The sequence below is a fragment of the Nonomuraea sp. NPDC049141 genome (genome assembly GCF_040648415.1).
Lineage (GTDB): Bacteria > Actinomycetota > Actinomycetes > Streptosporangiales > Streptosporangiaceae > Nonomuraea.
Map to the genome: position 1 here is coordinate 190,951 of NZ_JBEZDR010000015.1, position 22,920 is coordinate 213,870.

24 protein-coding genes and 1 tRNA gene are annotated in these 22,920 nt (G+C 68.8%); 7 read left to right on the forward strand and 18 right to left on the reverse strand.

The window, feature by feature from the left end:
• Positions 1-126: 126 nt before the first annotated feature.
• Positions 127-951: an alpha/beta fold hydrolase gene (locus tag AB0B91_RS39375; protein WP_358331151.1), complete on the forward strand. Its 825-nt coding sequence runs from the start codon at positions 127-129 to the stop codon at positions 949-951.
• Here AB0B91_RS39375 and AB0B91_RS39380 read toward each other — a convergent pair.
• The gene (locus AB0B91_RS39380) at positions 948-2,129 is read right to left on the reverse strand and encodes a hypothetical protein (RefSeq protein WP_358331154.1); all 1,182 of its coding nucleotides are present in this window, start codon (positions 2,127-2,129) and stop codon (positions 948-950) included. The two genes, AB0B91_RS39375 and AB0B91_RS39380, sit on opposite strands and share 4 nt — an antisense overlap.
• Positions 2,130-2,630: 501 nt before the next feature.
• Between AB0B91_RS39380 and AB0B91_RS39385 the strand changes: the two genes are divergently transcribed.
• Complete coding sequence (locus AB0B91_RS39385) at positions 2,631-3,101, forward strand: ATP-binding protein (protein WP_358331157.1); 471 nt, start codon at positions 2,631-2,633, stop codon at positions 3,099-3,101.
• 59 nt (positions 3,102-3,160) lie between these two features.
• Here the strand turns inward: AB0B91_RS39385 and AB0B91_RS39390 are convergent, their stop codons facing one another.
• Positions 3,161-3,430 carry a hypothetical protein gene (locus tag AB0B91_RS39390; protein ID WP_358331159.1) on the reverse strand — a complete coding sequence of 90 codons (270 nt, stop codon included), beginning with the start codon at positions 3,428-3,430 and terminating at the stop codon, positions 3,161-3,163.
• A 361-nt stretch (positions 3,431-3,791) separates the two neighbouring features.
• On the opposite strand from AB0B91_RS39390, the gene AB0B91_RS39395 reads away from it, so the two are divergent.
• Complete coding sequence (locus AB0B91_RS39395; RefSeq protein ID WP_358331162.1) at positions 3,792-4,145, forward strand: hypothetical protein; 354 nt, start codon at positions 3,792-3,794, stop codon at positions 4,143-4,145.
• A 644-nt stretch (positions 4,146-4,789) separates the two neighbouring features.
• Here AB0B91_RS39395 and AB0B91_RS39400 read toward each other — a convergent pair.
• From AB0B91_RS39400 to AB0B91_RS39415, 4 genes are all read right to left on the reverse strand, one after another.
• A tRNA-Ala gene (locus tag AB0B91_RS39400) sits at positions 4,790-4,862 on the reverse strand.
• 156 nt (positions 4,863-5,018) lie between these two features.
• Entirely contained in the window at positions 5,019-6,539 is a 1,521-nt protein-coding gene (locus AB0B91_RS39405; RefSeq protein WP_358331165.1) for a von Willebrand factor type A domain-containing protein, read from the reverse strand.
• 94 nt (positions 6,540-6,633) lie between these two features.
• Positions 6,634-7,137 (reverse strand): isoprenylcysteine carboxyl methyltransferase family protein, encoded by a 504-nt coding sequence (locus AB0B91_RS39410; protein WP_358331168.1) that lies wholly within the window; start codon positions 7,135-7,137, stop codon positions 6,634-6,636.
• Positions 7,134-8,189 carry a 3-oxoacyl-[acyl-carrier-protein] synthase III C-terminal domain-containing protein gene (locus AB0B91_RS39415; RefSeq protein WP_358331171.1) on the reverse strand — a complete coding sequence of 352 codons (1,056 nt, stop codon included), beginning with the start codon at positions 8,187-8,189 and terminating at the stop codon, positions 7,134-7,136. The genes AB0B91_RS39410 and AB0B91_RS39415 overlap by 4 nt, the downstream gene beginning before the upstream one ends.
• A gap of 6 nt (positions 8,190-8,195) precedes the next feature.
• Here AB0B91_RS39415 and AB0B91_RS39420 point away from each other — a divergent pair, with 6 nt between their 5' ends.
• Positions 8,196-9,170, forward strand: coding sequence for a helix-turn-helix domain-containing protein (locus tag AB0B91_RS39420; RefSeq protein ID WP_358331174.1), 975 nt, complete (start codon positions 8,196-8,198; stop codon positions 9,168-9,170).
• Here AB0B91_RS39420 and AB0B91_RS39425 read toward each other — a convergent pair.
• Together AB0B91_RS39425 and AB0B91_RS39430 are read right to left on the reverse strand one after the other, a co-directional pair.
• Positions 9,167-10,264: a class I SAM-dependent methyltransferase gene (locus tag AB0B91_RS39425; protein ID WP_358331177.1), complete on the reverse strand. Its 1,098-nt coding sequence runs from the start codon at positions 10,262-10,264 to the stop codon at positions 9,167-9,169. The two genes, AB0B91_RS39420 and AB0B91_RS39425, sit on opposite strands and share 4 nt — an antisense overlap.
• A gap of 15 nt (positions 10,265-10,279) precedes the next feature.
• Positions 10,280-10,945, reverse strand: coding sequence for a helix-turn-helix domain-containing protein (locus AB0B91_RS39430; protein ID WP_358331180.1), 666 nt, complete (start codon positions 10,943-10,945; stop codon positions 10,280-10,282).
• Positions 10,946-10,997: 52 nt separating this feature from the next.
• On the opposite strand from AB0B91_RS39430, the gene AB0B91_RS39435 reads away from it, so the two are divergent.
• Positions 10,998-11,405 (forward strand): hemerythrin domain-containing protein, encoded by a 408-nt coding sequence (locus AB0B91_RS39435; RefSeq protein ID WP_358331183.1) that lies wholly within the window; start codon positions 10,998-11,000, stop codon positions 11,403-11,405.
• On the opposite strand, the gene AB0B91_RS39440 is transcribed toward AB0B91_RS39435, so the two are convergent.
• On the reverse strand, positions 11,402-11,923 hold the full coding sequence (locus AB0B91_RS39440) for a helix-turn-helix domain-containing protein (RefSeq protein WP_358331186.1): 522 nt from the start codon (positions 11,921-11,923) through the stop codon (positions 11,402-11,404). The genes AB0B91_RS39435 and AB0B91_RS39440 overlap by 4 nt on opposite strands.
• Positions 11,924-12,002: 79 nt before the next feature.
• Between AB0B91_RS39440 and AB0B91_RS39445 the strand changes: the two genes are divergently transcribed.
• The gene (locus AB0B91_RS39445; protein ID WP_358331189.1) at positions 12,003-12,683 is read left to right on the forward strand and encodes an SDR family NAD(P)-dependent oxidoreductase; all 681 of its coding nucleotides are present in this window, start codon (positions 12,003-12,005) and stop codon (positions 12,681-12,683) included.
• A 27-nt stretch (positions 12,684-12,710) separates the two neighbouring features.
• On the opposite strand, the gene AB0B91_RS39450 is transcribed toward AB0B91_RS39445, so the two are convergent.
• The 3 genes from AB0B91_RS39450 to AB0B91_RS39460 form a co-directional block, all read right to left on the reverse strand.
• Positions 12,711-13,103, reverse strand: a complete 393-nt coding sequence (locus AB0B91_RS39450) for a DUF3224 domain-containing protein (protein WP_358331192.1) — start codon at positions 13,101-13,103, stop codon at positions 12,711-12,713.
• Between the two features lie 36 nt (positions 13,104-13,139).
• Positions 13,140-13,868, reverse strand: a complete 729-nt coding sequence (locus AB0B91_RS39455) for an LLM class flavin-dependent oxidoreductase (protein ID WP_358331195.1) — start codon at positions 13,866-13,868, stop codon at positions 13,140-13,142.
• Between the two features lie 90 nt (positions 13,869-13,958).
• The gene (locus AB0B91_RS39460; protein WP_358331199.1) at positions 13,959-15,161 is read right to left on the reverse strand and encodes an FAD-binding protein; all 1,203 of its coding nucleotides are present in this window, start codon (positions 15,159-15,161) and stop codon (positions 13,959-13,961) included.
• Between the two features lie 117 nt (positions 15,162-15,278).
• On the opposite strand from AB0B91_RS39460, the gene AB0B91_RS39465 reads away from it, so the two are divergent.
• A complete protein-coding gene (locus AB0B91_RS39465) occupies positions 15,279-15,623 on the forward strand; it encodes a PLDc N-terminal domain-containing protein (RefSeq protein ID WP_358331201.1) in 345 nt (114 codons plus the stop codon).
• Here AB0B91_RS39465 and araA read toward each other — a convergent pair.
• The 6 genes from araA to AB0B91_RS39495 are packed head-to-tail and all read right to left on the reverse strand — an operon-like array spanning position 15,620 to position 22,905.
• Entirely contained in the window at positions 15,620-17,074 is a 1,455-nt protein-coding gene (gene araA / locus AB0B91_RS39470; RefSeq protein WP_358331203.1) for an L-arabinose isomerase, read from the reverse strand. The two genes, AB0B91_RS39465 and araA, sit on opposite strands and share 4 nt — an antisense overlap.
• Positions 17,071-17,718: an L-ribulose-5-phosphate 4-epimerase gene (locus tag AB0B91_RS39475; RefSeq protein ID WP_358331205.1), complete on the reverse strand. Its 648-nt coding sequence runs from the start codon at positions 17,716-17,718 to the stop codon at positions 17,071-17,073. The genes araA and AB0B91_RS39475 overlap by 4 nt, the downstream gene beginning before the upstream one ends.
• Entirely contained in the window at positions 17,715-19,361 is a 1,647-nt protein-coding gene (gene araB / locus AB0B91_RS39480) for a ribulokinase (protein WP_358331207.1), read from the reverse strand. Before araB ends, AB0B91_RS39475 begins: the two co-directional genes overlap by 4 nt.
• A 42-nt stretch (positions 19,362-19,403) precedes the next feature.
• Positions 19,404-20,387 (reverse strand): galactofuranose ABC transporter, permease protein YjfF, encoded by a 984-nt coding sequence (gene yjfF, locus AB0B91_RS39485; RefSeq protein ID WP_358331209.1) that lies wholly within the window; start codon positions 20,385-20,387, stop codon positions 19,404-19,406.
• Complete coding sequence (locus AB0B91_RS39490; protein ID WP_358331212.1) at positions 20,384-21,397, reverse strand: ABC transporter permease; 1,014 nt, start codon at positions 21,395-21,397, stop codon at positions 20,384-20,386. Before AB0B91_RS39490 ends, yjfF begins: the two co-directional genes overlap by 4 nt.
• Positions 21,394-22,905 carry a sugar ABC transporter ATP-binding protein gene (locus tag AB0B91_RS39495; RefSeq protein ID WP_358331215.1) on the reverse strand — a complete coding sequence of 504 codons (1,512 nt, stop codon included), beginning with the start codon at positions 22,903-22,905 and terminating at the stop codon, positions 21,394-21,396. Before AB0B91_RS39495 ends, AB0B91_RS39490 begins: the two co-directional genes overlap by 4 nt.
• Positions 22,906-22,920: the final 15 nt, after the last annotated feature.

Here is a 22,920-nt window from a genome sequence, read left to right on the forward strand (position 1 = left end):
GCCTCACAATCCGCGATCTCGGGGCCCTTGCTGATCAAGCTGCTACCTCGAACGCTCACGCCGGGCGACAAGCAAGCAGATCACTGAGGTGGGACCATAGCGTTTTCCATCACCTCCAGGAGCGCCATGCATGTCCAAAGCTCGTCCGTCACCGTGCGCACCCTCGACGGCCTCCACCTCGCCGGAACGCTGGTAACGCCAGGCGAATCGACCGAATCCGCGGTTGTCCTCGTCCATGGCGGCGGCGTTACTCGCGAGGAGGGTGGCTTCTTCACCCGCCTGGCGGCCGGGCTCGCTGAAGCCGGGCTGGCTTCGCTCCGCTTCGACCTGCGCGGCCACGGTGAGAGTGAAGGCCGCCAGGAGGAGCTGACCCTGGCCACGATCCTTAACGACATTCGGGTGGCGCTGCGCCATGTGCGCGAAGCGACCGAGGCGAACCGGATCAGCCTGCTCGGCGCCAGTTTCGGCGGCGGGATCTGCGGTTACTACGCCGCCCACCGTCCTGAGGAAGTCCAGCGGCTGGTACTGCTCAACCCACAATTCGACTACAAGAAGCGCACCATCGACAGCAGGCCGTACTGGCACGACGACTATCTGAACGAGCAAACCGCCCAGCAGCTCACCGAGCAGGGGTTTATTCCCTTCACGCCCAGCCTGAAGCACGGCCGTCCGCTGCTCAACGAGGTCTTCTGGCTGCAACCGCACACGGTTCTGGGAGAGATCAAGGCGCCGACGCTAATCGTCCACGGCACCGGAGACACGCTGGTGCCCATCGAGTCCTCACGCGCGGCAGTGCCCCAGTTCACCGTCCCCTGCACCCTGGTGGAAATCGAGGGATCACAGCACGGTTTCGCCGTCCACGACGACCCGCAGTATCTCAATCCCCAGAGCCAGGTCTGGCAGGCGTCGGTGATTCAGACGGTGGCGGAGTGGGTGCGCGCCGGAGATTAGGCAGTTCGACCCTCGTGCAGAGCCTCCCGCAGTTCCCGAACGTGCGGCCGGGCACCCCAGCGGCTCAGAGTCTGCATCATGTCCGTCAGCACGATAGTCGTCCGCTTCGAGCGCGTGGCGTGGGCGATCCGCGCTGCCTCCAGACCCAAGATGGCCGCCTGGCCGGGCTTGCCCGCCTCGGTGTAACACGCGGTGCTACGCAGCCGGAGAGTGCTGTCGGTGAAGACCCCACCGAGCATGTCGGCCTCTTCGCCCGTCGAGCGTGCGAGCAGTTGCCGGGCGTCATCCAATTTCTGCTCGACCATGCGCAGCGGTTCGCCTAGCATGGCAAAGCCCAAGGCCTCTTGCTGCAGAACCTCGGCGCGAACTCTGCTCGGAAGCCGGGCGGTGCTCCGCTGCGCCGCTTCGGCCAGGGTGAGCACCCGCAGCGCGTCGCGTCGGTCATAGGCCAGTTGGGATTTCCGAAGCAGCACATAGCCCTGCATGGCGTTGTCGTCGGCTTCCTGCGCCCACTCGATCGCCCGGTCATACCAGTACGTGGCCGTTCTCAGATCGCGGAGGTCGCGGTATAGCCAGCCCACGAACTCCGCGCCATCCGCTCCCACTGTCAGCAACGCCCGCCGGACATCGGGCTTCACCTCTCGGACAGCGTGCTGCATAGCGCCGAGCATCTTTAGCACCTGCGGCAGGACTGCGGCTGGACCAAGTCTGCCGTCGTCGGCCTTGCCTTCATCGAGCTGCTGACGCAGGACCTCCACAACGGGCCCGTCGACATAACGGCGGGCATCGGTCAGGAAAGCTTCATCCGGTGGTAGCTCATCGACACTGAAAACTGCCCGGGCAGCATGGACGATGTTCGAGCGAGCGTGCCCTGTTGCTCCTGGGAAGAACTGCGGTGCGGTCGTCTCCGTCTTCTCCGGCATCTGGAACCACAAGCGAGCAGGCGGCATGCCCAGCAGCCGTGCCCAGGTGATCAGACGTGTGAGGTCCTGGACGGGCGCTCCGGATTCGACGCGGCTGAGCTGGGCCTGGCTGAGACGCAACCACCCAGCCACGCGTTCCTGGGAGAGCGGCCTCCCGTGCGAGGGATGGTGACGGTACGCCCAGATAACCCGCCCGATGTGCCGTGAGGCGAACGCTTGCTGCAAGGCGTTGTCAGCCCAGAAGGCCGGCGGCACGGCTGGCGGCTGCGCGCCGGGTTGATCTCGTCGGCGCTGGCAGGGGCCGCATCGGATACTCCGGTTGTCGCCAGCCAGGCGCGTCCCGCAGGCCTCACAAGATCGGGGACTCTGCCGTGTCGTCATGCTTGTCCCCTCGTGTGGAGCCTGGCCCGAGAACCTGCCCAATACACCCAGTCAAGCGGTAATTTATCCAATTCGGATTAGGGCGAAACGGAATAAGCTGGCAAATGGACGCTTGGACAGGTATTACGGCCAATTGTAAACCACCCTCATACGCTTCGTAAGCGGCTATGCATGGGATGCATAAGCGCCTCATGCGGGAAGTGGCATAGCCCTCTTGACCAGGTTCAGGGCAAAGTCACGTGGCGGGGATTTCCCGGTCCCCGACAAACCGGAGCGCAGAACGACCCTCTCGCTTTCTGCGTGCCGGTCTGACCTCTCACGGACCGCACGACTGGCGGGCGTAAACAACAGCAGCAAAGGAAGCGTCGGCCAGTCGTGCACCAGCAGTTGCGAGGCATTATGGCCGAGACTCCCCAAGATCAGTTCGTAAGCTGCATCCCACTTCCCGCGATGGCCTCGTCCATAGCCACGGCGCGGATGCACACCAGGCTCCTGATGAACAAATGGCACCTGTTGTCGGTAGTCGATGATGCTGAACTGGTCGTCAGCGAGATAGTGACAAACGCAATCAAGGCCACCAACATCATTCCACCTCAGGCGCGCTACCCGGATTTGTACGACCGCATGGAGGTCGTCTGCCTGTGCTTCTACCGGCACGCTACTGAACTGGTAATCGAAGTGTGGGATCCCAAACGGGAGCCGCCACAGCGCCGCGACGTGACCCTTGACGATGAAGGCGGCCGTGGCCTCTTTCTGGTCGAAGCGTTATCTAAGCGGTGGGGCACCAGGTGGCCACCGACTGGCGGTAAATTTGTTTGGGCTTTGCTTTCGCTCGATATCGCGTGAACGACCTCATATGCCGTGCCGCAGAAACGCGGCTACACAGGTTGAATTCGTAGGGTCGGTTATGGGTTTGCCGAGGTGTCAAGGGTGAGGCCAGTCTGGAACGGGCATTCGGCGAGCAAGCGGGGCCGGTACTGGATCTTCTTCAGCTTGCGTTTGACGATCCGGACGAGCCCGGTCAGGTCGGTGACGACGAAGTTGGCCAGAGTCAGCCGGACCAGCGACCAGACACCCTCAACGGGATTCGACTCAGGCGCGTAAGTCGGTAACTGGACAAGACAACCAGTCGGTGTGCTCGGCGGCGAAATCGGCGAACTGACCGGACAGGTCATTCAAGTTGTCCCAGCACCACACTAGCGGTGCGCCCAGGTGCTGACGGGTAGCCACGATCAGATCCCGCTAGTCCGTCCAAGAGAAGGACTTGAGCTCCCCCGCGCGTCTCGAGCCCCACACCACCAGCCGTCCATGTTGTGGGAGAAAAAACCCACTTAGTGAATACCCGATGCACCGAACCCAACGAGCCCGCTGGGACATTTTCAATGTCCGCCAAATGACCCGTCACTGTCCTGGACCGATGTGATCGAATGCTGAAGCATCGTAAGCATCATCGCACCACCATTCGGACGACCCACGGAGGTTCCCTTGGAAACGATATCGAGACACCGTCGCCCTGTCCGTCGGCGCGTAATGGGTGTGACACTCAGCGTTCTCTTCGCCGGCATTCTCACGGCCGCTGTCGCGTCACCCGCTTCGGCTGGCAGAAACGGCAACATGTGGATCGGCGTGAATACCGACCCGGCCGGCACCGCCCGGGTCGACGTCCAGCAAGTCGCCGGAGTCAGTGGTACCTACCACATAGACATCTGGTACGCGGCGACCGGGGCGCGGTACGGCGGAACCGGTGACTACAACTACAACGGCGGCACCAGGGAATTCCTGAAGGGCAGGAAATCGGACGTCGCCGGTAAGCGGCTCTGCGCCCAACTCTGGTACCACAAGCCCGGCGGCGGCTATGAGTCGCAAGGCCTTCCCTGCCACGATTACTGATATCGGCAACATTGAACAGCCCGCCGGAGATGCACGCCGGCGGGCTGTTCAATGTCTAGTCCATCATTATCTGGGGTTGTCAAGCGAACTACGTAAACCTCGATGACCTCGAACGTCTGGCTCGACGGGTGAGTATTCACCCCTCCACGCTGGAGCATGGGCGACGCGACTGCGGCCAGGTGACCCGGTTAATGCTTCCCAGCTCTCCATACATGCTCACTGGGTGGTCTCACAACCCGCGATCTCGTGCCCCCTACTGATCAAGAGGCTCTTCCAGCGACTCCGAATACTTACGCCGCCGGGTGACAGGCAAGCCATTCAGGAAGGGCTATTGCAGCATGCGCAGGCGAAGCCTGCGCCCAGATAAGGACGTCCGAGCGAAGCGAGGCCCTCCAGGGGTCGGGACTGGGCCCGACTGGAAGCAACGACTGAGCCTCCGCAAGCGCGAAGCGCCCAAGGCGAAGGCCTTTGTGGACGGGTGGGCGTCAAACGGCTAACCACCCAGACGGGCAACGGGTGGGTGGCCCCAGGAAGAACGCCCGGAGCGAAGCGAAGGTCCTCCAGGGGTCGGGCCCTTGGCCCGACTGGAAGAAACGTCTGAGGCCCCTTGAGCGCGAAGCGCCCCGATGAAGGCCTTTGTTGTGTGGAGCTATGGGGATTCGAACCCCAGACCTCCTCCATGCCATGGAGGCGCGCTACCAACTGCGCCATAGCCCCTCGAACCGTCCACAAGTCTATCCGACTCCAGACCCACCCACGTCCCAGCCAACCGCCCACAGGCATTGGGCCGCTTCCGAAGAAGCGACCCGGCCTGCGGAGAGCACCCCAGCCAGAAGAGCGGCCCAGCGAGAAGAGCGATCCAGCCGAGAGCGGCTACCCGACCGAGCGGGCCTTGTCGATGAGTCCCGCCAGTTCCGTCACCATCGGGTCCTCCGCCGCACCCGCCAGCCGTCTGGCCTGGTCCCCCAGTGTCGGCAGGTCCATCCCGAACGCCTTCCGGTCCCGCATGTAGACCGCGAAGGCCGCCGCCACCACGTCCACCTGCAGTCGCATCGGTGCCTTCTCCCACACCGACGCGTTCAGCGCGCCCACGTCCACCGCCTTGCTCGTCTCGGAGGGGTTCCTGGTGTCGGGGTCCTGCCAGCGTACGGTCGCCTGGGCCAGTTGTCCCGTAGCGCCGGACTTGAGGCGTACCGCGTAGAGAGCCGTGACCGAGTGGCCGGGGCCGACCTCGCCGCCGTCGTGGCTGTCGTCGCGGAACTCCTCGGTGGTCAGGGCCCGGTTCTCGTACCCGATGAGCTGGTATCCCTCCACGACCGACGGGTTGAACACGACCTGTGCCTTGGCGTCGCGCGCCCGCAGTTCGATCGTGGCCGGGAGCTGGGCGGCGAAGACCTTGTCCGCGTCCTCCTGCGTGCTGACGTAGACGGCGGCGCCGTCGCCGTTGTCGGCCAGCTGTTCCATGAGCTCGTCGCCGTAGTCCCGGCCGACGCCCACGGTCAGCAGGGTGACCTGCCGCCCCGCGTACTCCTTGACCCGGTCCAGGATGGAACGCCACTCGGTGCTGCCCTGGTTGGCCAGGCCGTCAGAGAGGAGGATGACCCGGTTGGTGGCCGCGGGGCGGAACGCCTTGGCCGCCTCCTCATAGCCGGTGACCAGCCCGGACTCCAGGTTGGTGCTGCCGGCCACGGCCAGCTGGTCGACCGCCGCGTGCAGCTCGGCACGTGCGGCCAGCGGCGTCATCGAGGCCAGGAGCTTGGCCTCGTCGCTGAAGGAGACGATCGACACCTGGTCGCCCGGCGCGAGCTGGTCGATCAGCGTGTGCAGGGACTGCTTCACCAGGTCGAGCCGGCCGGGCTCGGCCATCGAACCCGACACGTCGACCACGAACGTGAGGTTGGCGGGCCGCCGCGCCGCCGCGTCGGAGCCGCGCGTCTGCAGCCCGACGCGCAGGACGGCCTGGTTGCGTGACGGCATCCTGGCGCCGTCGACGTGGACGGTGAACCCATCGTCGGCCGGCTGCGCGTAGTCCTGCCGGAACGCGTTGACGAACTCCTCCGGCCGGATCTGCCCCGGTTCGGGCCAGCGTCCTTCCTGGAGGGTACGGCGGGCATAGGTGTACGAAGCGGTATCCACGTCCAGGGCGAACGTCGAGATCTGCGCCGCGGACGTGTCCTCCTGAGTCTCCGGAGAGGCAGACGTCCGAGGCTCAGGCAGAGGCTTGCCATCCGCGGGCGATTTGGCCCCGGACGTAGCCGACGCTCTTGGTGCTGCGGGACCGGTAGCGGGCGCCCGCGCGGCGGACTCCTGGTGGGATCCCCCCGAGCCGCCACAGGCGGCCAAAGTCAGGAGCCCAACGACCCCGACGCTGGCTACTAAAGGACGAAATTTCATCGCAACCACCTCCGGCCCTATGACGGCTTCCGGAAATGGCGTGGCCGGGCCGGTGACGCAAGCGAGCGCAAACCGCGATCAACACGTGATCCGCTCAGCCGGCCAGCGCCGCCTCCTCCACCCGGACCCGGACCGCGAGCAACACCCCGTTCACCAGCGTGAACACCAGCGCCGTGAGCCAAGCGGTGTGTACGAGCGGCAGCGCCACCCCTTCCGCCACCACGGCCACGTAGTTCGGATGACGCGACCATCTGTACGGCCCACCACTGACCAGCGGCATCCCGGGCACCACGACGACCCGTGTGTTCCACCGCCGCCCCAGGGCGGCGATGCACGACCAGCGCAGCCCCTGGGCCACCAGCACGATCGCCAGCATCGGCCAGCCGAGCGCCGGGATGAAGGGCCGGTCGAACAGCCACACCTCGGCCGGACAGGCCAGCAACAGACCGGTATGGGTCAGGACGATCCAGCGATAGTGCCGCCTGCCGTACTCGATGCCGCCCTTCGACCTGGCCCAGGCCAGGTTGCGGCGGGCCACGGCGAGTTCGGCCAGCCGTTCGGCGGCGACCAGCCCGATCAGGATCGTGTAGGGACTCACCAGTGCAGCAGGAGAAGTTCGGCCGAGAAACCGGGTCCGAGGGCGAGGAGCACGGCCGGCTGGCCGGGACGGCCGCGTGTCTCCTGCAGGACGTGCAGGACGGAGACCGACGACATGTTCCCGTGCTCACGAAGAGACCGCCGCGTGACCTCCAGAGCCGACGGTTCCAGGCCCAGCCGCTCCACGATCTTGTCGATCACCTTCGGGCCGCCGGGGTGGCAGATCCAGGTGCCGACCTGCTCCGGGGTGAGCCCGTTGTCGGCGAGGAAGGTCCTGATGTCGCCCGCGAGCACCTTCTCCACGAAGCCGGTGAGCTCGGCGTCCAGGATGAGGTGGAAGCCTCTCTCGCTCACCTGCCAGCCCATGAGGTGCTCGGTGCCGGAGTACAACCTGCTGCGCGTGGCCACCACCTCCGGGCCCTGGCCGCGTCCCATCGCGACGACGGCCGCCGCGCCGTCGCCGAACAGGCCGCTGGCGACCAGGTTCGCGATCGAGGTGTCGTCGCGCTGGATGGTCAGCGAGCACAGTTCCACGCAGACCAGCGCCGCGACCTGTTCGGGCCAGCCGCGCAGGTAGTCGTTCAGCCGCGACAGACCAGACGCTCCCGCCGCACAGCCCAATCCGAACATCGGCACCCGCTTGACGTCCGGCCGCAGCCCCACCCGCTGCAGCAGCCGCGCGTCCATGGACGGCGTGGCCAGGCCGGTTGTCGAGCAGAACACCAGGTGATCCACCCGCCGCGGGGATACGCCCGCCTTGTCCAGCGCGCCACGGAGTGCCCGTTCGCCCAGGTCGAGCGCTATCTCGAGGTAGATGTCGTTGGCGCGGCCGAAGGAGTCGAGCTTGGCGTAGTCGGCCAGCGGGAGCGCCAGGTTCCGGCTGTGGACGCCGGTGGCCTCGTGGAAGCGTTCGAGCTGGTCGTGGTCGGCCTCGGTCAACCGGGAGAATGCCTCGGTGATCTCCGCCTGCGCGTAGCGGTAATCGGGCAAAACGGTCTGTACCCCCGAAATGTGCATATATCTCTTCTGCCGCTGAGAGCGGCGGGCTAACATGCGGCCATGCTCATGCCCGTACGCGCTGGACTGCCGAGTGTCGCCGTGCTCGCGTTCGATGGGATGTCGCCGTTCGAGCTGGGGTGTGTGGTGGAGATCTTCGGGCTCCCCCGGCCCGAACTCGGCGTGCCCTGGTATGACCTCAAGGTCTGCGCCGAGACGCCCCAGCCGCTCCGGGCGGTCGGCGGGTTCACGCTGCAGGCGGCGCACGGGCTCGACGTGCTGGTCTCGGCCGACACCGTGATCGTCCCCGGCGTGGCCGACGTACGCGGGCAGGTCTCCGGCGAGCTCGTCGCGGCGCTGCGGCTGGCGCACGAGCGGGGCGCGCGCATGGTGTCGATCTGTTCGGGGGCGTTCGCGCTGGCCGCCGCCGGGCTGCTCGACGGGCGCGAGGCGACCACCCACTGGAAATACGCCGACCTGCTCCAGGAGCGCTTCCCCAAGGTGTCCGTCAACGCCTCGGTGCTGTACGTGGACGACGGCGACGTCCTGACCAGCGCGGGCAGCGCCGCCGGGCTCGACCTGCTGATCCACCTGATCCGCGGCGACCACGGCCCGAACGTCGCCAACGCGGTGGCCCGCCGCCTGGTCATCGCGCCGCATCGGGAGGGCGGGCAGGCGCAGTTCATCCAGGCCGCGGTGACGCCGGTCGAGGACGACGACGCGGTGGCCAGGGCGATGGCCTGGGCCATGGACCACCTGGCACAGCCGATCAGCGTCGGCGACCTGGCCGGAGTGGCGCACATGTCGGAACGCTCGTTCATCAGGCACTTCAAGCGGCAGACCGGCACGAGCCCGCTGCGCTGGGTGATCTCCCAGCGGGTGGCGGCCAGCCTGCCGATGCTGGAGGGCACGGCCGCGCCGGTGGAGGAGATCGGGGCCGCCGTGGGGTTCGAGAGCCCCGTGACGTTCCGGCACCACTTCACCCGCGCGATGCGTACGTCTCCTTCAGCCTACCGGCGCGCGTTCAGCGACACTTAAAGCGCAAGCCGCCACAGGGACGTCACCTCGGCGGCCCGCGCGGCGCTGAGCGGATCAGTGCTCTCCGACGCGCGCCGATGACGTGGCCGGGTATCGAGCCGGTCCACGACCCGCAGCCCCGCCGCCTCGAAGGCGGCCATCAGGTCGGCACGGGAGCGCAGCCCCAGGTGCTCGGCCAGATCCGACAGCACCAGCCAGCCCTCGCCACCCGGCTCCAGGTGCTCGGCCAGGCCGTCGAGGAAGCCTTGGAGCATGCGCCCGCCGGGGTCGTACACGGCCTGGTCGAGCAGTGACGACGGCTTGGCGGGCAGCCAGGGCGGGTTGCACACGACCAGCGGCGCGCGGCCCGGCGGGAACAGGTCGGCCGCCACCACCTCGACCCGATCGGCCAGGTCCAGCCGGGCCAGGTTGTCGCGGGCGCAGGCCACCGCGCGCGGGTCGAGATCGGTGGCCACGACCCGCTCGACGCCCCGCTTGGCCAGCACCGCCGCCAGAACACCGGTGCCCGTGCCGAGCTCGAAGGCCAGCCGCTTGTCGGGCAGGGGCGCCTGAGCCACCAGATCAACGTATTCGCCGCGAATCGGGGAGAACACCCCGTAGTGCGGATGGATCCGGGCACCCAGCGCCGGGACCTCGACGCCCTTCTTCCGCCATTCGTGCGCCCCGATCAGGCCGAGCAGCTCGCGCAGCTGGCCCACCGCCGGGCCCGCCGCCGGGCCCGCCGCCGGGCCGTAGACCTCCTCGCACGCCTGCCGTACGTCGGGAGCGCGGGCGAGCGGGATGCGGTGGCCTTCGTCGTACGGGATCAGCAGCATGCCGAGCGTGCGCGCCCGCTGGCCCTGGGCCTGGCGGTACTGGTAGAACGTGGCGCCGGGATCGGCCGGCCGGCACCGGCGGCCCATCGCCTGGAGCAGCTGGCGGGCGTTCTGGAAGTCGCCGCGCCACAGCAGGGCGGTGCCCTCGCAGGCCAGGCGGTAGGCGGTGTCGGCCTTCATCCGGTCGTCGGCGATCACCACGCGCGTGGGTGGCGGCGCGCCCAGCGCGGAGCGCCACGGCGCCGAACGTTCCTCGCCCGCCTCAGTCCATCGGATCATCAGACCCCGACCGTTTCATGAACGGCCGTCCGTGGCGAATCGGTTTGTCAGGAGCCCCGCGACGAGCGCACGCAGGCCCTCACCATAGGTGTCGCGCGCGGTGAGCTCCTCCCACCGATCTCCCACCGCCGCGAGGCGCGGCAACGCCTCGGCGTCGAGGTCGGCGAACACCCGCCGCCGATAGGTCGGCCCGCCCTCCTCCCGTCTGCGCCGCGCGGCCGCCCGCGCGGTGATCTCCCCCGCCGTGTAGTGCCAGATGATCCGGTACGCGTCCACGGCCCGTTCCAGGGTCAGCCCGGCGCGTACGGCCGCGTCGATGATCGTCTCCGGGTACCACAGCGCGTGGACCGAGAGCAGGTCGTCCGCCCTGAGGACGTCCACGACCCACGGGCGGCCCGCCAGCGCGTCGTGCAGGGCGACGGCCGCCGCCGCCATCCGCTCGGCCGGTTCGTCCGGGAACTCGGGCCGGGGCGTCGCCGCCGCGTAGTCGTCGAGCAGCAGCAGCAGGAGTTCTTCCTTGTCGTGCACGTGGTGGTAGAGGGCCATGGGCGTGGTGCCGACCTCACGGGCCAGCCTGCGCATCGTCAGACTCTCCGTCCCTTCGGCCTCGATGATCCGGTGGGCGGCGGACACGATGTCCGCTCTGGAGATCTTGGGTGGTCGTCCTGTGCGCGCGGGCATTCTGCCATGCTACTTTCTATACGCGTATAGAAACTTGCTCGGAGGGAGCGACATGACCGCCGAACGACTCATCGCCATGGGTGACGAGCTGGTGAAGCTGCACGACGGGTTCCGGCGGGAGCTCACGGAGCTGCGGCGGGCATCCGGCTCGCGGCCTCAGCTACGGGAGCACTGCCTGACGTTCTGCGACGCGCTGCACGCCCATCACACCGGCGAGGACGACGTCCTGTTCCCGCATCTGGCGGGCGCGCATCCCGAGCTGGCGGAGGTGCTGGCCCGGCTGCGCGCCGAGCACCAGGTGGTGGCGCGGCTGCTCGCTCAGATCCGCGAACTGCCGGATGGGGGCCACGGCGCCGAGCTCGATCGGCTCTCCCGCGAGCTCGAGGCGCACCTCGACTACGAGGAGGAGCAGCTCGTGCCGTTGCTCAACGCGATGACCGAATTCCCCGAGGGACTCTAGCCCGCCTTCAGGGCATCGAGCATCAGCGTGAAGTGGCGCCGCCACTGGCCCGGCGCGGCCTCCGCCACGCGTGAGTTGGCCATCATGAAGAACACCAGGTCGAGCGGGCCGACATCGGCCCGCAGCGCCCCGGCCCCCTGCGCCCGCTCCACGAGCCGATGGATCAGCCCATTGATCTCGGCCCCGTCGTCCTGATGGGACAGGCAGGCCAGCTCGGTGAACGCCCGGTCGGCGGCCTGCAGCTCGCACGTACGCTCCAGGAACCCCGCCAGCCCCCGCCACGGATCGTCGGCGGCGAGCGACTCGCGAGCCAGGTCGGCCCAGGCCCGCGTCTTCTCGTCGAGTAGCGCGTCGACCAGGTCGCCGCGCTCGGGAAAGTGCCGGTAGAGGGTGCCGATCGCGACGCCCGCCCGCCGGGCCACGGCCTCCAGTGGCGCGTCCACCCCCCGCTCGGCCAGCACCTCACGGGCGGCCGCGACCAAGGCCTCACGGTTGCGCTGGGCGTCGCGGCGAATCACCCGCCCATCCTACCGAAGTCGAGGCATGCCCTCATGTTTCTGTTAACCTGAGGATCACCCTCGACTTAAGGAGTCCGACATGAAGCTCGCGATCATCGGCGCGGGGCCGGACATCGGCCTGGCGGTGGCCCGCAGGTTCGGCCGGGAAGGGTTCGACGTGGCGCTGACCGCCCGGGACTCCGGGCACCTGGCCACGCTGACCAGCGAGCTCGCCCGTGACGGCGTCGCGACGTCGGCGCATCCCGCCGATCTGACCGATTTCGCCTCCCTGACGGCGGCCCTCGACCGCGTCGGCCCGGTCGACGTGCTCGTCTACAACGGCGCCGGCGTCGCCGGCTCCCTCACCTCCGCGCTGGAGGTGACGCGGGAGAGCGCGCAGGACGCCTTCGACGGGGCAGTGCTGGGCGCGGTCACCGCCGTCCGCGCGGTGCTGCCCGGGATGCTCGAACGCGGCTCCGGCACGCTGCTGTTCACCTCGGGCATCTCGGCCGTCCACCCGATCGACTTCCTGGGCAACGTCGGCATCGCCGTGGCGGGGCTGCGCAACTATGTCCTCGCCCTGGCGCAGGCGGTGTCGGACCGTGGCGTCCATGTGGGCCACGTCCCCATCGGCGCCGCCATCGCCCCGGGCTCACCGGCCGCCCCCGAGGCGGTGGCCGAGACCCACTGGCGCCTGCACACCGACCGGGACCGCAACGAGGTGATCCTGGGTGACCTGGCGACGGTCCAGGCCGCGATCAACGGGCTGAAAGCCTCGTAGGACGGTTGTCATCCATCCGGCCGCTGTTCAGAGCCGGTAGTCGAAGACGTACGAGTGCGAGCCGTCGGGGGCGATGAGGATGTCCAGCTCGCCCCTGAGGCCGCTCAGCTCGCCGGTCCCGGAGTCCGGTACGACCGCGACGCGCAGCGACTGCTCGCCCCGGTCATCCACCGCGAAGTGCTGGAGCACGAAGCTGCCCGACCTGCCGTCCAGGCTGCCCACGACCCGTTCCATCGCCACGTACGCCCGCGAGGTCTCCACCGGGGTCCCCGCCACGATCAGATGGACCACGCTGGTGCCGGTCAGGTCGCCATGGAAGGTCTTGCCCATGGTGACGTGGCCGAGCGAGACGCCGTCGGCCTCCTCGTACGGGGGCTGGGCGTTCCAGTCGGCGGTGTCGAAGGTTCCTTTTGCTGCCATGCGTCCTATCGTGCCGGGCATACCTGTCAGGAACGGTCAGGTACCGCTGAGCCTGGCCACAACGGGGGCGAAGTCGTCCATGGATCGCGCGTCCACTGTCACGTACGAGATGCCGAGCTTGTCCCTGCGCTCGCGCAAGGTGGCGGCCATCTGGTCCGGGGTTCCCGTGAGCACCCCGGCGCCCGTGTACGGGCTCTCTCCCACGGCGGCCACGCGCATGCTGAGCTCCAGGTGGTCGTAGCGGTCACCGGCCAGCTCGTAGAGCTCGTCCAGCATCGCCGCCACCTGCGTCTCGGCGCACCATGGCGGCAGCCGGAGATCCACCGTGTCGGCCTTCTCGGCGGCCACCCTGAGCACTCCACTGCAGGACGCGGCGATCAGGATCGGCACATCGCGTACGGCGTCGGCGGTCCTCGCCAGTCGTCTGACCTGCTCGGCGGGCGTGTCGCCCGTCACCGGCGGGGCCGCGCCCAGGCCCAGCTCGAACCGGCCGCCGCTGAACGCGCGTAACCCGGCCACCTCCCGCGCCACGCTCTCCGGCGTCCACGAAGGAACGTCCACGACGTACGTCCCGACGCGCAGGGTGGTCGTGGCGGCGACGACGACAACCGCGGCGGCGAACGGAGACTGCACACCCGACACATGGTCGGGCACCAGCAGGGTGGTGAAGCCGCGGCCCTCCGCACGGCGGCCCAGCTCGCCCCAGCCGTCGGGAGGGAGATCGTGACCGGCGACGGCGCCGAATCTGAACGGGTGCGTGGTCATGCTCCCACGATCGGCCACCGGCCCCCGCGAGACATCGTCCCCGAGACCGGTGATCCACTACCCCGCCGGGCGCACGCCCGCACGGCCCGCCTACTCCCCCAGCAGTATCCGCACGAAGTCGTTGCGGAACTTGCCCGCCGGGTCGTAGCGCCCCACCAGGTCACGGAAGCGCTCCGGGCACGACGGCCACCGGGTGAACAGTTTGCCCCAGTGCGGCCGGGGATCGAACGGCGCCAGCCGCTCCTCGACCAGCTCGATCACCGGCAGCACCGCCGCCGTGTCCTTGATCCAGGTGAAGTGCAGGCCCACCGTGTCGCGGCCGTTGTAGGGGCTGAGCCACAGGTCGTCCGCGGCGATCGTGCGTACCTCGGAGATCTGCAGCACCGGCCTGACGCGGTCGCCGATGGCCCGCAGCTCGCGCAGCGCCTCGGCCGCGCGCGCCCTGGGGAGCAGGAACTCCGACTGCAGCTCGTCGCCCGCGCTGCTCGGCGGCGAGTCGGCCCGGAAGTGCGGCAGCCTGTCGTACCACGGACCGGGCACGCCGAGCTGCTCGGTGCAGCTCTCGGCCGGCATGCCCGGCACCGGATGGCGGGGGCCGTCGGCCGCGCGGGTGCCGTGCCAGTCGCCGGCGGGCAGCTCGGTGCGGCGCTTGAGCCACACGCGGGTGGACAGCCAGTCGGTGAACAGGCTGACGCTGTATCCGGCGGACATGACGGCCTCGAAGTCGAAGTCGTCGGGCAGGTCCTCCCGGACGTACTGGCGCAGTTCGAAGGCGGGGACGAGGTCGAGCGTGACCGAGGTGACGACCCCGAGCGCGCCGAGCGCCACGACCGCGCCGGGGAAGTCGGCCTCACCCCGCCGGAGGGTGATCAGGGAGCCGTCGGCGGTGACGAGGTCCAGTGCCGCCACGGCCGCCGACAGGCTCTGGTTGCCGCCGCCGGAGCCGTGCGTGCCGGTCGCGCACGAGCCCGCCACCGAGATGTGCGGGAGCGACGCCAGGTTGCCGAGCGCGAACCCGTTCGCGTGCAGGACGGGCGCGAGCTCCGCGTACGTCGTCCGCGCGCCGACCCGCACCCGCGCCGCGGCGCTGTCGATCTCCACCTCGGACGGCAGGCGGTCCAGGGTGACGAGGTCGCCCGTCGTGTCGGCGACGTCGTTGAAGGAGTGGCCGCTGCCTAATGCCCGGATGTTGGCCGTGTCGGCGACCAGGTTCTGGAGCTCGTCGAGGGTGGAGGGATGGTGGACGGTTTTCCCCTGAAAGGCGATATTTCCCGCCCAATTCTTCAGCGTCACCGCTTTACCCTTCCATACCTCTTGTCGGCGCCGCGAGCGGGCGCTAGTTTCGAGTGCCGCGACGAAAGCGCCGACGACCAAGGCGCTCCTGACGAGGGCGTCGCCAAGGAGAATTCCGTGCTCTACCTGTCCGAGGCTCTCGGCCTGGCCACGATGGTGCTCTGGCTGTACTGCCTGTTCGACGCGATCACCACGCCGGAAGAGGCGTGCCGTAACCTGCCGAAGATCCTCTGGGTGCTCGTCGTGCTGCTGTTCCCGCTGGTCGGATCCGTGATCTGGCTGGTGGCCGGGCGGCCGCAGGCGGTCCAGGCGGCGCGGCCGACCGGGTTCCCCGAGTACGACCGGCCGGGGCGCGCGACCGCGACCAACCCCGACGACGACGAGGAGTTCCTGCGCCGCCTCCGCGAGCGAGCCGAGGAACAGCGCAAGAACGCCCCGAAACCACCCGAAGAAGACGCCTAGAAGCCCTGCGCCAGCCGGTAGTACGCCTGGTTCCAGCGCAGTTCCTTGGCGAAGCTCCGGGCCGTCGTGTCCGCGTCGATGATCAGCAGTTCGACGCCGAGCATGTCGGCCAGGTCCGTCAGCTCCTCGGCGCCCACGGCCGTCGAGAGCACCGTGTGGTGCGGCGCGCCCGCGGTCAGCCAGGACTCGGCGGAGGTACGCAGGTTCGGGCGGGGCCGCCAGACCGCGCGCGCCACCGGCAGCTTGGGCAGCGGGTGCGGCGGCGCGACGATGTCGATCTCGTTGGCCACCAGGCGGAACCGGTCCCCCATGTCGGCGAGCCCGATGACGATGCCGGGCCCCGGCTCGGCGTCGAACACCAGCCGCACCGGGTCCTCCCGGCCGCCGATGCCCAGGGGGTGGATCTCGCACGTCGGAGTGCCCGTGGCGATCGACGGACAGACCTCCAGCATGTGCGCGCCGAGGATGAGCTCCTCGCCCGGCGTCAGGTTGTAGGTGTAGTCCTCCATGAACGAGGTGCCGCCCGGCGCCATGGCCTTGAGCGTGCGCAGCAGCACCGAGGTCTTCCAGTCGCCCTCGCCGCCGAAGCCGTACCCGTCGGCCATCAGCCGCTGCACGGCCAGCCCGGGGAGCTGGCGCAGGCCGCCGAGGTCCTCGAAGTTCGTGGTGAACGCGCGGAAGCCGCCCGCCTCCAGGAAGCCGCGCAGGCCCAGCTCGATCCGGGCGGCGTAGCGCAGCGACTCGTGCCGCTCGCCCAGCAGCTCCGGCGCCACGCGGTAGAGCTCCGCGTACTCCTTGACCAGCGCCGTCACGTCCGCGTCGGAGGCCGCGTCCACGACCTCGACCAGCTCGTTGACGCCGTAGGTGTTGACCGAGACGCCGAAGCGGAGCTGCGCCTCGACCTTGTCGCCCTCGGTGACGGCGACGTCGCGCATGTTGTCGCCGAACCTGGCGAGCTTGAGCGTACGCACCTCCGCCAGGCCCGCCGCCGCCCGCGACCAGGCGAGCACGCGGTCGGCCACGAACGGGTCGCTGACGTGCCCGGCCACGGTCTTGCGCGGCACGCCCAGCCGGGTCTGGATGTGGCCGAACTCACGGTCGCCGTGCGCGGCCTGGTTGAGGTTCATGAAGTCCATGTCGATGGAGCTCCACGGCAGTTCGACGTTGGCCTGCGTGTGCAGGTGCAGCAGCGGCTTGCGCAGCGCGTCGAGCCCGGCGATCCACATCTTGGCCGGGGAGAAGGTGTGCATCCAGGCGATCACGCCGGCGCACGAGTCGTCCGCGTTGGCCTCCAGCATCACGCGCCTGATCGCGGCCGCGTCGGTGAGCACGGGCTTCCACTCGACGGTCACCGGGAGTGCGGCGGCGATCCGCTGCGACTGCTCGGCGACCTGGCGCAGCGTGTCCTCGCCGTACAGCCCCTGGCTGCCGGTCAGAAACCAGATGTTCAACGCGGGCTCCTCTGTCCGTAGACGTTCTGATAGCGGTCGTACAGGCGGTCGATGTCGTCCTGGGGGATGGCCAGCGGCTGGCCGAGCTGCCGCGCCACGTGCACGGTGCGGGCGACGTCCTCGCACATCACCGCCGCCTTCACCGCCGCCTTGGGGGTGGGGCCGATGGTGAAGACGCCGTGGTTCTGCATCAGCACGGCCGGCGAGCGGTGTCCCTTGAGCGTCTTGACGATGCCCTGGCCGATGGAGTCGTCACCGATCAGCGCGAACGGCCCGACCGGGATCTCGCCGCCGAACTCGTCGGCCATGGCGGTCAGCACGCACGGAATGGCTTCACCGCGCGACGCCCAGGCGGTGGCGTAGGTGGAGTGGGTGTGCACCACCCCGCCGACCTCCGGCATGGCTCGGTAGACGTAGGCGTGCGCGGCGGTGTCGCTGGACGGCGCGTGCTCGCCCGCGACCAGGTTGCCGTCGAGGTCGCAGACGACCATGTTCTCCGGGGACAGCTCGTCGTAGGAGACCCCGGAGGGCTTGATGACGAACAGGTCCTCACCGGGGATGCGCCCGGAGACGTTCCCGGCGGTCCACGCGACGAGGTTGTTGCGCACCAGTTCGGCGTGCAGGTCGCAGACCGTCTTTCTCATGCGCTCGCCTCGTTCCTGATCGCGCGCAGCTTGTGCAGCATCCGTCCGTCCCCGAAGTAGTCGTGCAGTGTGCGGTATTCGGCGTAGAGCCGGTCGTAGGCGTCGGCCCGCTCCGCGTCGGGCACGTAGGCGTTCTCCTGCCGTGCGCCCATCGCGGCCGCGGCCTGCTCGATGTCGTCGTACGCGCCCGCCGCGACGGCCGCGTGGATCGCCGAGCCGAGCGCGGGGCCCTGCTCCGAGACGATGACCGAGAGCGGCCTGCGCAGCACGTCGGCGTAGACCTGCATGAGGAAGCGGTTCTTCAGCAGGCCGCCGGCCACCACGAACTCCGCCACCGGCACGCCCGACGCCTCGAACGTCTCGACGATCACCCGGGCGCCGAACGCGGTGGCCTCGATGAGCGCGCGGTAGACGTCCTCGGGCCTGGTGGCCAGGGTCTGACCGACGATCACGCCGGACAGGTCGTGGTCGACCAGCACCGAGCGGTTGCCGTTGTGCCAGTCGAGCGCGACCAGGCCGTGCTGCCCGACCCGCTGCGCGGCGGCCAGCTCGGTCAGGTAGTCGTGCACCGACTGGCCCCGCTCCTCGGCGAGCCGCGCGTACGAGGCGGGCACGGCGTTGTCGACGAACCAGGCGAAGATGTCGCCCACGCCCGACTGTCCCGCCTCATATCCCCACAGCCCCGGCACGATCCCGTCGCGGACCACGCCGCACATGCCGGGCACCTCGGCGAGCTGGTCGGACGGCATCACGTGGCAGGTGGAGGTGCCCATGATCGCGACCATCTGGCCGGGCCGGACCGCGTCGGCCGACGCGGAGGTGACGTGCGCGTCGACGTTGCCGACCGCGACCGCGATGCCCTCTGGCAGCTTGGTCCACTCGGCGGCCTGAGCGGTCAGCCGCCCGGCGAGCCCGCCCAGCGGCGACAGCTCCTGCCCCAATTTGCCGACAAATCCAGAAAAGTCAGGGTTGAGCGCGGCCAGGAAGTCTTCGGAGGGGTAGCTCCCGTCCTGAAATATCCCTTTGTATCCGGCGGTGCAGACGTTGCGCGTCTCGACCCCGGTGAGCTGCCAGATGATCCAGTCGGCCGCCTCGACCCAGCGCTCGGTCCGGGCGTACGTCTCCGGGTCCTCCTCAAGCAGCTGCAGGCCCTTGGCGAACTCCCACTCCGAGGAGATCTTGCCACCGTAGCGCGGCAGCCAGCTCTCCCCGCGCCGGGCGGCCAGCTCGTTGATGCGATCGGCGTGCGCCTGCGCCGCGTGATGCTTCCACAGCTTGGGCCAGGCATGCGGCCGCTCGGGCGTCTGGAAGCAGAGCGGCGTGCCGTCGCGGGTGGTCGGCAACACCGTGCACGCGGTGAAGTCGGTGCCGAGGCCGACCACCTGCGCGGGGTCGATCCCCGCGGCGGCCACGGCCTCCGGCACGGCGGTGCGCAGCACGTCCAGCCAGTCCTGCGGGGACTGCAGCGCCCAGTCGGGTCCCAGCCGGATCTCGGAGCCGGGCAATCGCTCCTCGATGACGCGGTGCGTGTACTCGTGCACGGCGGTGCCGACCTCGGCGCCGTCGCCCACTCGCACCACCACGGCGCGGCCGGACAGCGTCCCGAAGTCGACTCCGATCACGTAGGTGTTGTTAGCGTTCACATAATCTCCCTTGAATCCGCCACGACGGGGTCGCCCCGGAGGTCAGGCTCGGCGTGCCGAGAATAGGCGCTGAAGCAGGATGAAGACGAACAGCAGGAGGCCGATGAAGATCTTGGTCCACCAGGAGCTCAGCGTGCCCTCGAAGCTGATGACCGTCTGAATCAGGCCAAGCACCAGCACGCCCAGCACGGTACCAAGCAGGAATCCTGAGCCACCGGTCAGGAGGGTACCTCCGATGACGACCGCCGCGATCGCGTCGAGCTCCATGCCGACGGCGTGCAGGCCGTACCCGGAGAGCATGTAGAACGACAACAGCACCCCGCCGAGCGCCGAGCAGAACCCGCTGATCGTGTAGACCGTGATCTTCGTCCGGGCCACGGGCAGGCCCATCAGCAACGCGGACTGCTCGCTGCCCCCGGTGGCGTAGACGGAGCGGCCCAGGCGCGTGTAGTGCAGCACGTACGCCGCCACCAGCACCACCACCGCGGCGATGATCACGCTCGGCGAGATCCACAGATCGGCGAACAGGTCGATCCTGGTCTGCGCGAACGCCGTGAACGTCGGGTCCTCGATCGGGATCGAGTCGGTGCCGATCGTGTAGCACAGCCCCCTGGCCAGGAACATCCCGGCCAGCGTGACGATGAACGGCTGGATCTCGAAGGTGTGGATGATGTACCCCATCACCATCCCCAGCGCGGAGCCGATGAGCAGCACCAGCGGGATCACCAGGTACGGCGGCCACCCGGGCCCCTTCATCAGGCTCGCCGAGATCATCGTGGACAGCGCGACCACCGAGCCGACCGACAGGTCGATGCCCCCGGTGAGGATCACGAACGTCATGCCGACGGCCACGACCAGCAGGAAGGCGTTGTCGATGAAGACGTTGAGTATCACCTGCCCGCTGGCGAAGCCCTCGTAGCGGATGCCGCCCGCGACGAACATCGCCACGAACAGGCAGCCGGTCACCAGGACGGGCACGTACTTGGCCGGGATCGTCCTGAGGCCGTTGAGCGTCACGGTCGTCATGCCGTCACCCGGACCTTCTCCTCCGCCGCCGGGCTGGGCGGCACGGCTCGGCGGCGTCGGCCGAACACCTTCTCGCGGAACGACTTCGACTGGATGAGGCAGACCGCGGTCACCACGAGCGCCTTGAACAGCAGCGTGGTCTCCGGCGGCACGCCGATCGAGTAGATGGTGGTGGTCAGCGTCTGGATGATCAGCGCGCCGAGCACGGTGCCGCCGAGCGAGAACCGCCCGCCCGACAGCGAGGTGCCGCCGATCACCACGGCCAGGATGGCGTCGAGCTCGACCCAGAGGCCGGCGTTGTTGCCGTCGGCGCTGGACACGTTCGAGCTGATCATCAGCCCGGCGACGCCTGCGCAGAGCGCGGCGAACGCGTAGACCATGATGATGATGCCGCGCGACCGGATGCCGGCCAGCCTGCTGGCCTCGGCGTTGCCGCCGACCGACTCGATCAGCATCCCGAGGGCCAGCCTGCGGGTGAGGAACACGGTGATCGCCAGGACCACCGCGACCAGCAGGATGCCGAAGGGCACGGTCAGCCAGTAGCCGCCACCGATGATCTTGTACGAGGGGCTGTTGATGGTGATGATCTGCCCGCCGGTGATCAGCTGGGCCAGGCCGCGCCCGGCGACCATGAGGATCAGCGTGGCGATGATCGGCTGAATGCCGACCACCGCGACGAGCAGGCCGTTCCACGCCCCGAGCAGCACCGACAGGCCGAGCGCCAGCACCACGGCGGTGAAGACGCCGGCGTCCTGGCTGATCTGCAGGCAGGCCAGCGCCCCCGAGATCGCCACCACCGAGCCGACCGACAGGTCGATGCCGCCGGTCGCGATGACCAGCGTCATCCCGAGCGACACCAGGATCAGCGGGGCGCCGAACCGCAGGATGTCGATCAGGCTGCCGTAGAGGTGGCCGTCGCGCATCTGGATCGAGAAGAAGTTCGCGGTGAAGAACACGTTGACGATGAGCAGCAGGGCCAGGATGACGGCCGGCCAGAGCAGGCGTCTCATTCCGCGCGGCCTCCGCTCGCGATGGTCTCCATGAGCACGTCCATGGTGAGGTCGTCGTCGTTGGGCAGCTCGGCGACCAGCCTGCGGTCACGCAGGACGCCGACCTTGTGGCTGAGCCGCAGCACCTCCTCCAGCTCGGCGGAGATGAACAGCACCGCCATACCGCCGTCGGAGAGCTGGGCGACCAGGCGCTGGATCTCGGTCTTCGCGCCGATGTCGATGCCGCGGGTGGGCTCGTCGAGGATGAGCAGCCGGGGCTCCAGGATCAGCCATCTGGCCAGCAGGACCTTCTGCTGGTTGCCGCCGCTGAGGTCGCGTACGAGGTGCTCGGGGTTGGGCGGGCTGATCTTCAGCGCGGTGATGTACTTGCCGACCAGCTCGTCCTGCTGCTCGCGCGGGACCGGCCTGGTCCAGCCCCTGGTGGCCTGCAGGGCCAGGATGATGTTCTCCCGGAGCGTGAGGTCGGGGATCAGCCCGTCCGACTTGCGGTTCTCCGAGCAGAACGCGATCCGGTTGTTCATCGCGATGCGCGGCGTGCGCAACGAGACGGCCGTGCCGTCCACGGTCACGTCACCGGCGCTCGCATGGTCGGCGCCGAACAGCAGCCGCGCGACCTCGGTACGGCCCGAGCCCAGCAGCCCGGCCAGCCCCACGACCTCACCCTCGTGGATGCTCAGCGTGAACGGCTCGATCGCCCCGGCCCGGCCGAGCCCGCGCGCTTCGAGGAGCGGCCGGTCGAACACCTTGGCCTCGCCGTGCAGCTTCTCCAGCGCGGCGAGCTCCTGGCCGATCATCTTGGCGACCAGCTCGATCTGGCTGAGCTCCTTGGTGAGGTACTCGCCCACCAGCCTGCCGTTGCGCAGGATCGTCATCCGGTCGGAGATCTCGTAGACCTGGTCGAGGAAGTGCGACACGAACAGGATCGCGATGCCCTCCTCCTTGAGGCTGCGCATCACCTTGAAGAGCTGCTCGACCTCGATCGCGTCGAGACTGGAGGTCGGCTCGTCGAGGATCAGCACCCGGGCCTCGATGTCGATGGCCCGCGCGATGGCGACCATCTGCTGGATGGCCGGCGAGTACGTCGACAGGGGCGCCGAGACGTCGAGGTCGAGCTCCAGCCGGGCCAGCAGCTCCGCGGCCCGGGCCCGCATCCGGGGCCAGTCGATCCGGCCCCAGCGGCGCGGCTCGCGGCCGACGAAGATGTTCTCGGCGACCGAGAGGTTCGCGCAGAGGTTGACCTCCTGGTAGACCGTGCTGATGCCGGCCCCCTGCGCCGCCAGCGGGCTGCCGAAGGCGACGTGCTCGCCGAGCAGTTCGATGGTGCCGGCGTCGATGGGGTGGACGCCGGTCAGCACCTTGATCAGGGTGGACTTGCCCGCGCCGTTCTCGCCCATGAGCGCGTGCACCTCACCCGGCAGCAGTCGCAGGTCCACGCCGTCGAGAGCCTGCACGCCGGGGAACTGTTTGCCGATTCCGCTCATCCGCAGAACCGGCGCGGGTACCGCCATCTCGGCGCCCCTCTC

Excerpts from the sequence above, each read along its gene's own strand:
- AB0B91_RS39375 (WP_358331151.1), top strand. The coding sequence starts at position 127 with ATGCATGTCCAAAGCTCGTCCGTCACCGTGCGCACCCTCGACGGCCTC.
- AB0B91_RS39390 (WP_358331159.1), bottom strand. The coding sequence starts at position 3,430 with ATGACCTGTCCGGTCAGTTCGCCGATTTCGCCGCCGAGCACACCGACT.
- AB0B91_RS39405 (WP_358331165.1), bottom strand. The coding sequence starts at position 6,539 with ATGAAATTTCGTCCTTTAGTAGCCAGCGTCGGGGTCGTTGGGCTCCTG.
- AB0B91_RS39415 (WP_358331171.1), bottom strand. The coding sequence starts at position 8,189 with ATGTTAGCCCGCCGCTCTCAGCGGCAGAAGAGATATATGCACATTTCG.
- AB0B91_RS39420 (WP_358331174.1), top strand. The coding sequence starts at position 8,196 with ATGCTCATGCCCGTACGCGCTGGACTGCCGAGTGTCGCCGTGCTCGCG.
- AB0B91_RS39425 (WP_358331177.1), bottom strand. The coding sequence starts at position 10,264 with ATGATCCGATGGACTGAGGCGGGCGAGGAACGTTCGGCGCCGTGGCGC.
- AB0B91_RS39430 (WP_358331180.1), bottom strand. The coding sequence starts at position 10,945 with ATGCCCGCGCGCACAGGACGACCACCCAAGATCTCCAGAGCGGACATC.
- AB0B91_RS39435 (WP_358331183.1), top strand. The coding sequence starts at position 10,998 with ATGACCGCCGAACGACTCATCGCCATGGGTGACGAGCTGGTGAAGCTG.
- AB0B91_RS39445 (WP_358331189.1), top strand. The coding sequence starts at position 12,003 with ATGAAGCTCGCGATCATCGGCGCGGGGCCGGACATCGGCCTGGCGGTG.
- AB0B91_RS39450 (WP_358331192.1), bottom strand. The coding sequence starts at position 13,103 with ATGGCAGCAAAAGGAACCTTCGACACCGCCGACTGGAACGCCCAGCCC.
- AB0B91_RS39455 (WP_358331195.1), bottom strand. The coding sequence starts at position 13,868 with ATGACCACGCACCCGTTCAGATTCGGCGCCGTCGCCGGTCACGATCTC.
- AB0B91_RS39475 (WP_358331205.1), bottom strand. The coding sequence starts at position 17,718 with ATGAGAAAGACGGTCTGCGACCTGCACGCCGAACTGGTGCGCAACAAC.
- yjfF (WP_358331209.1), bottom strand. The coding sequence starts at position 20,387 with ATGACGACCGTGACGCTCAACGGCCTCAGGACGATCCCGGCCAAGTAC.
- AB0B91_RS39490 (WP_358331212.1), bottom strand. The coding sequence starts at position 21,397 with ATGAGACGCCTGCTCTGGCCGGCCGTCATCCTGGCCCTGCTGCTCATC.
- AB0B91_RS39495 (WP_358331215.1), bottom strand. The coding sequence starts at position 22,905 with ATGGCGGTACCCGCGCCGGTTCTGCGGATGAGCGGAATCGGCAAACAG.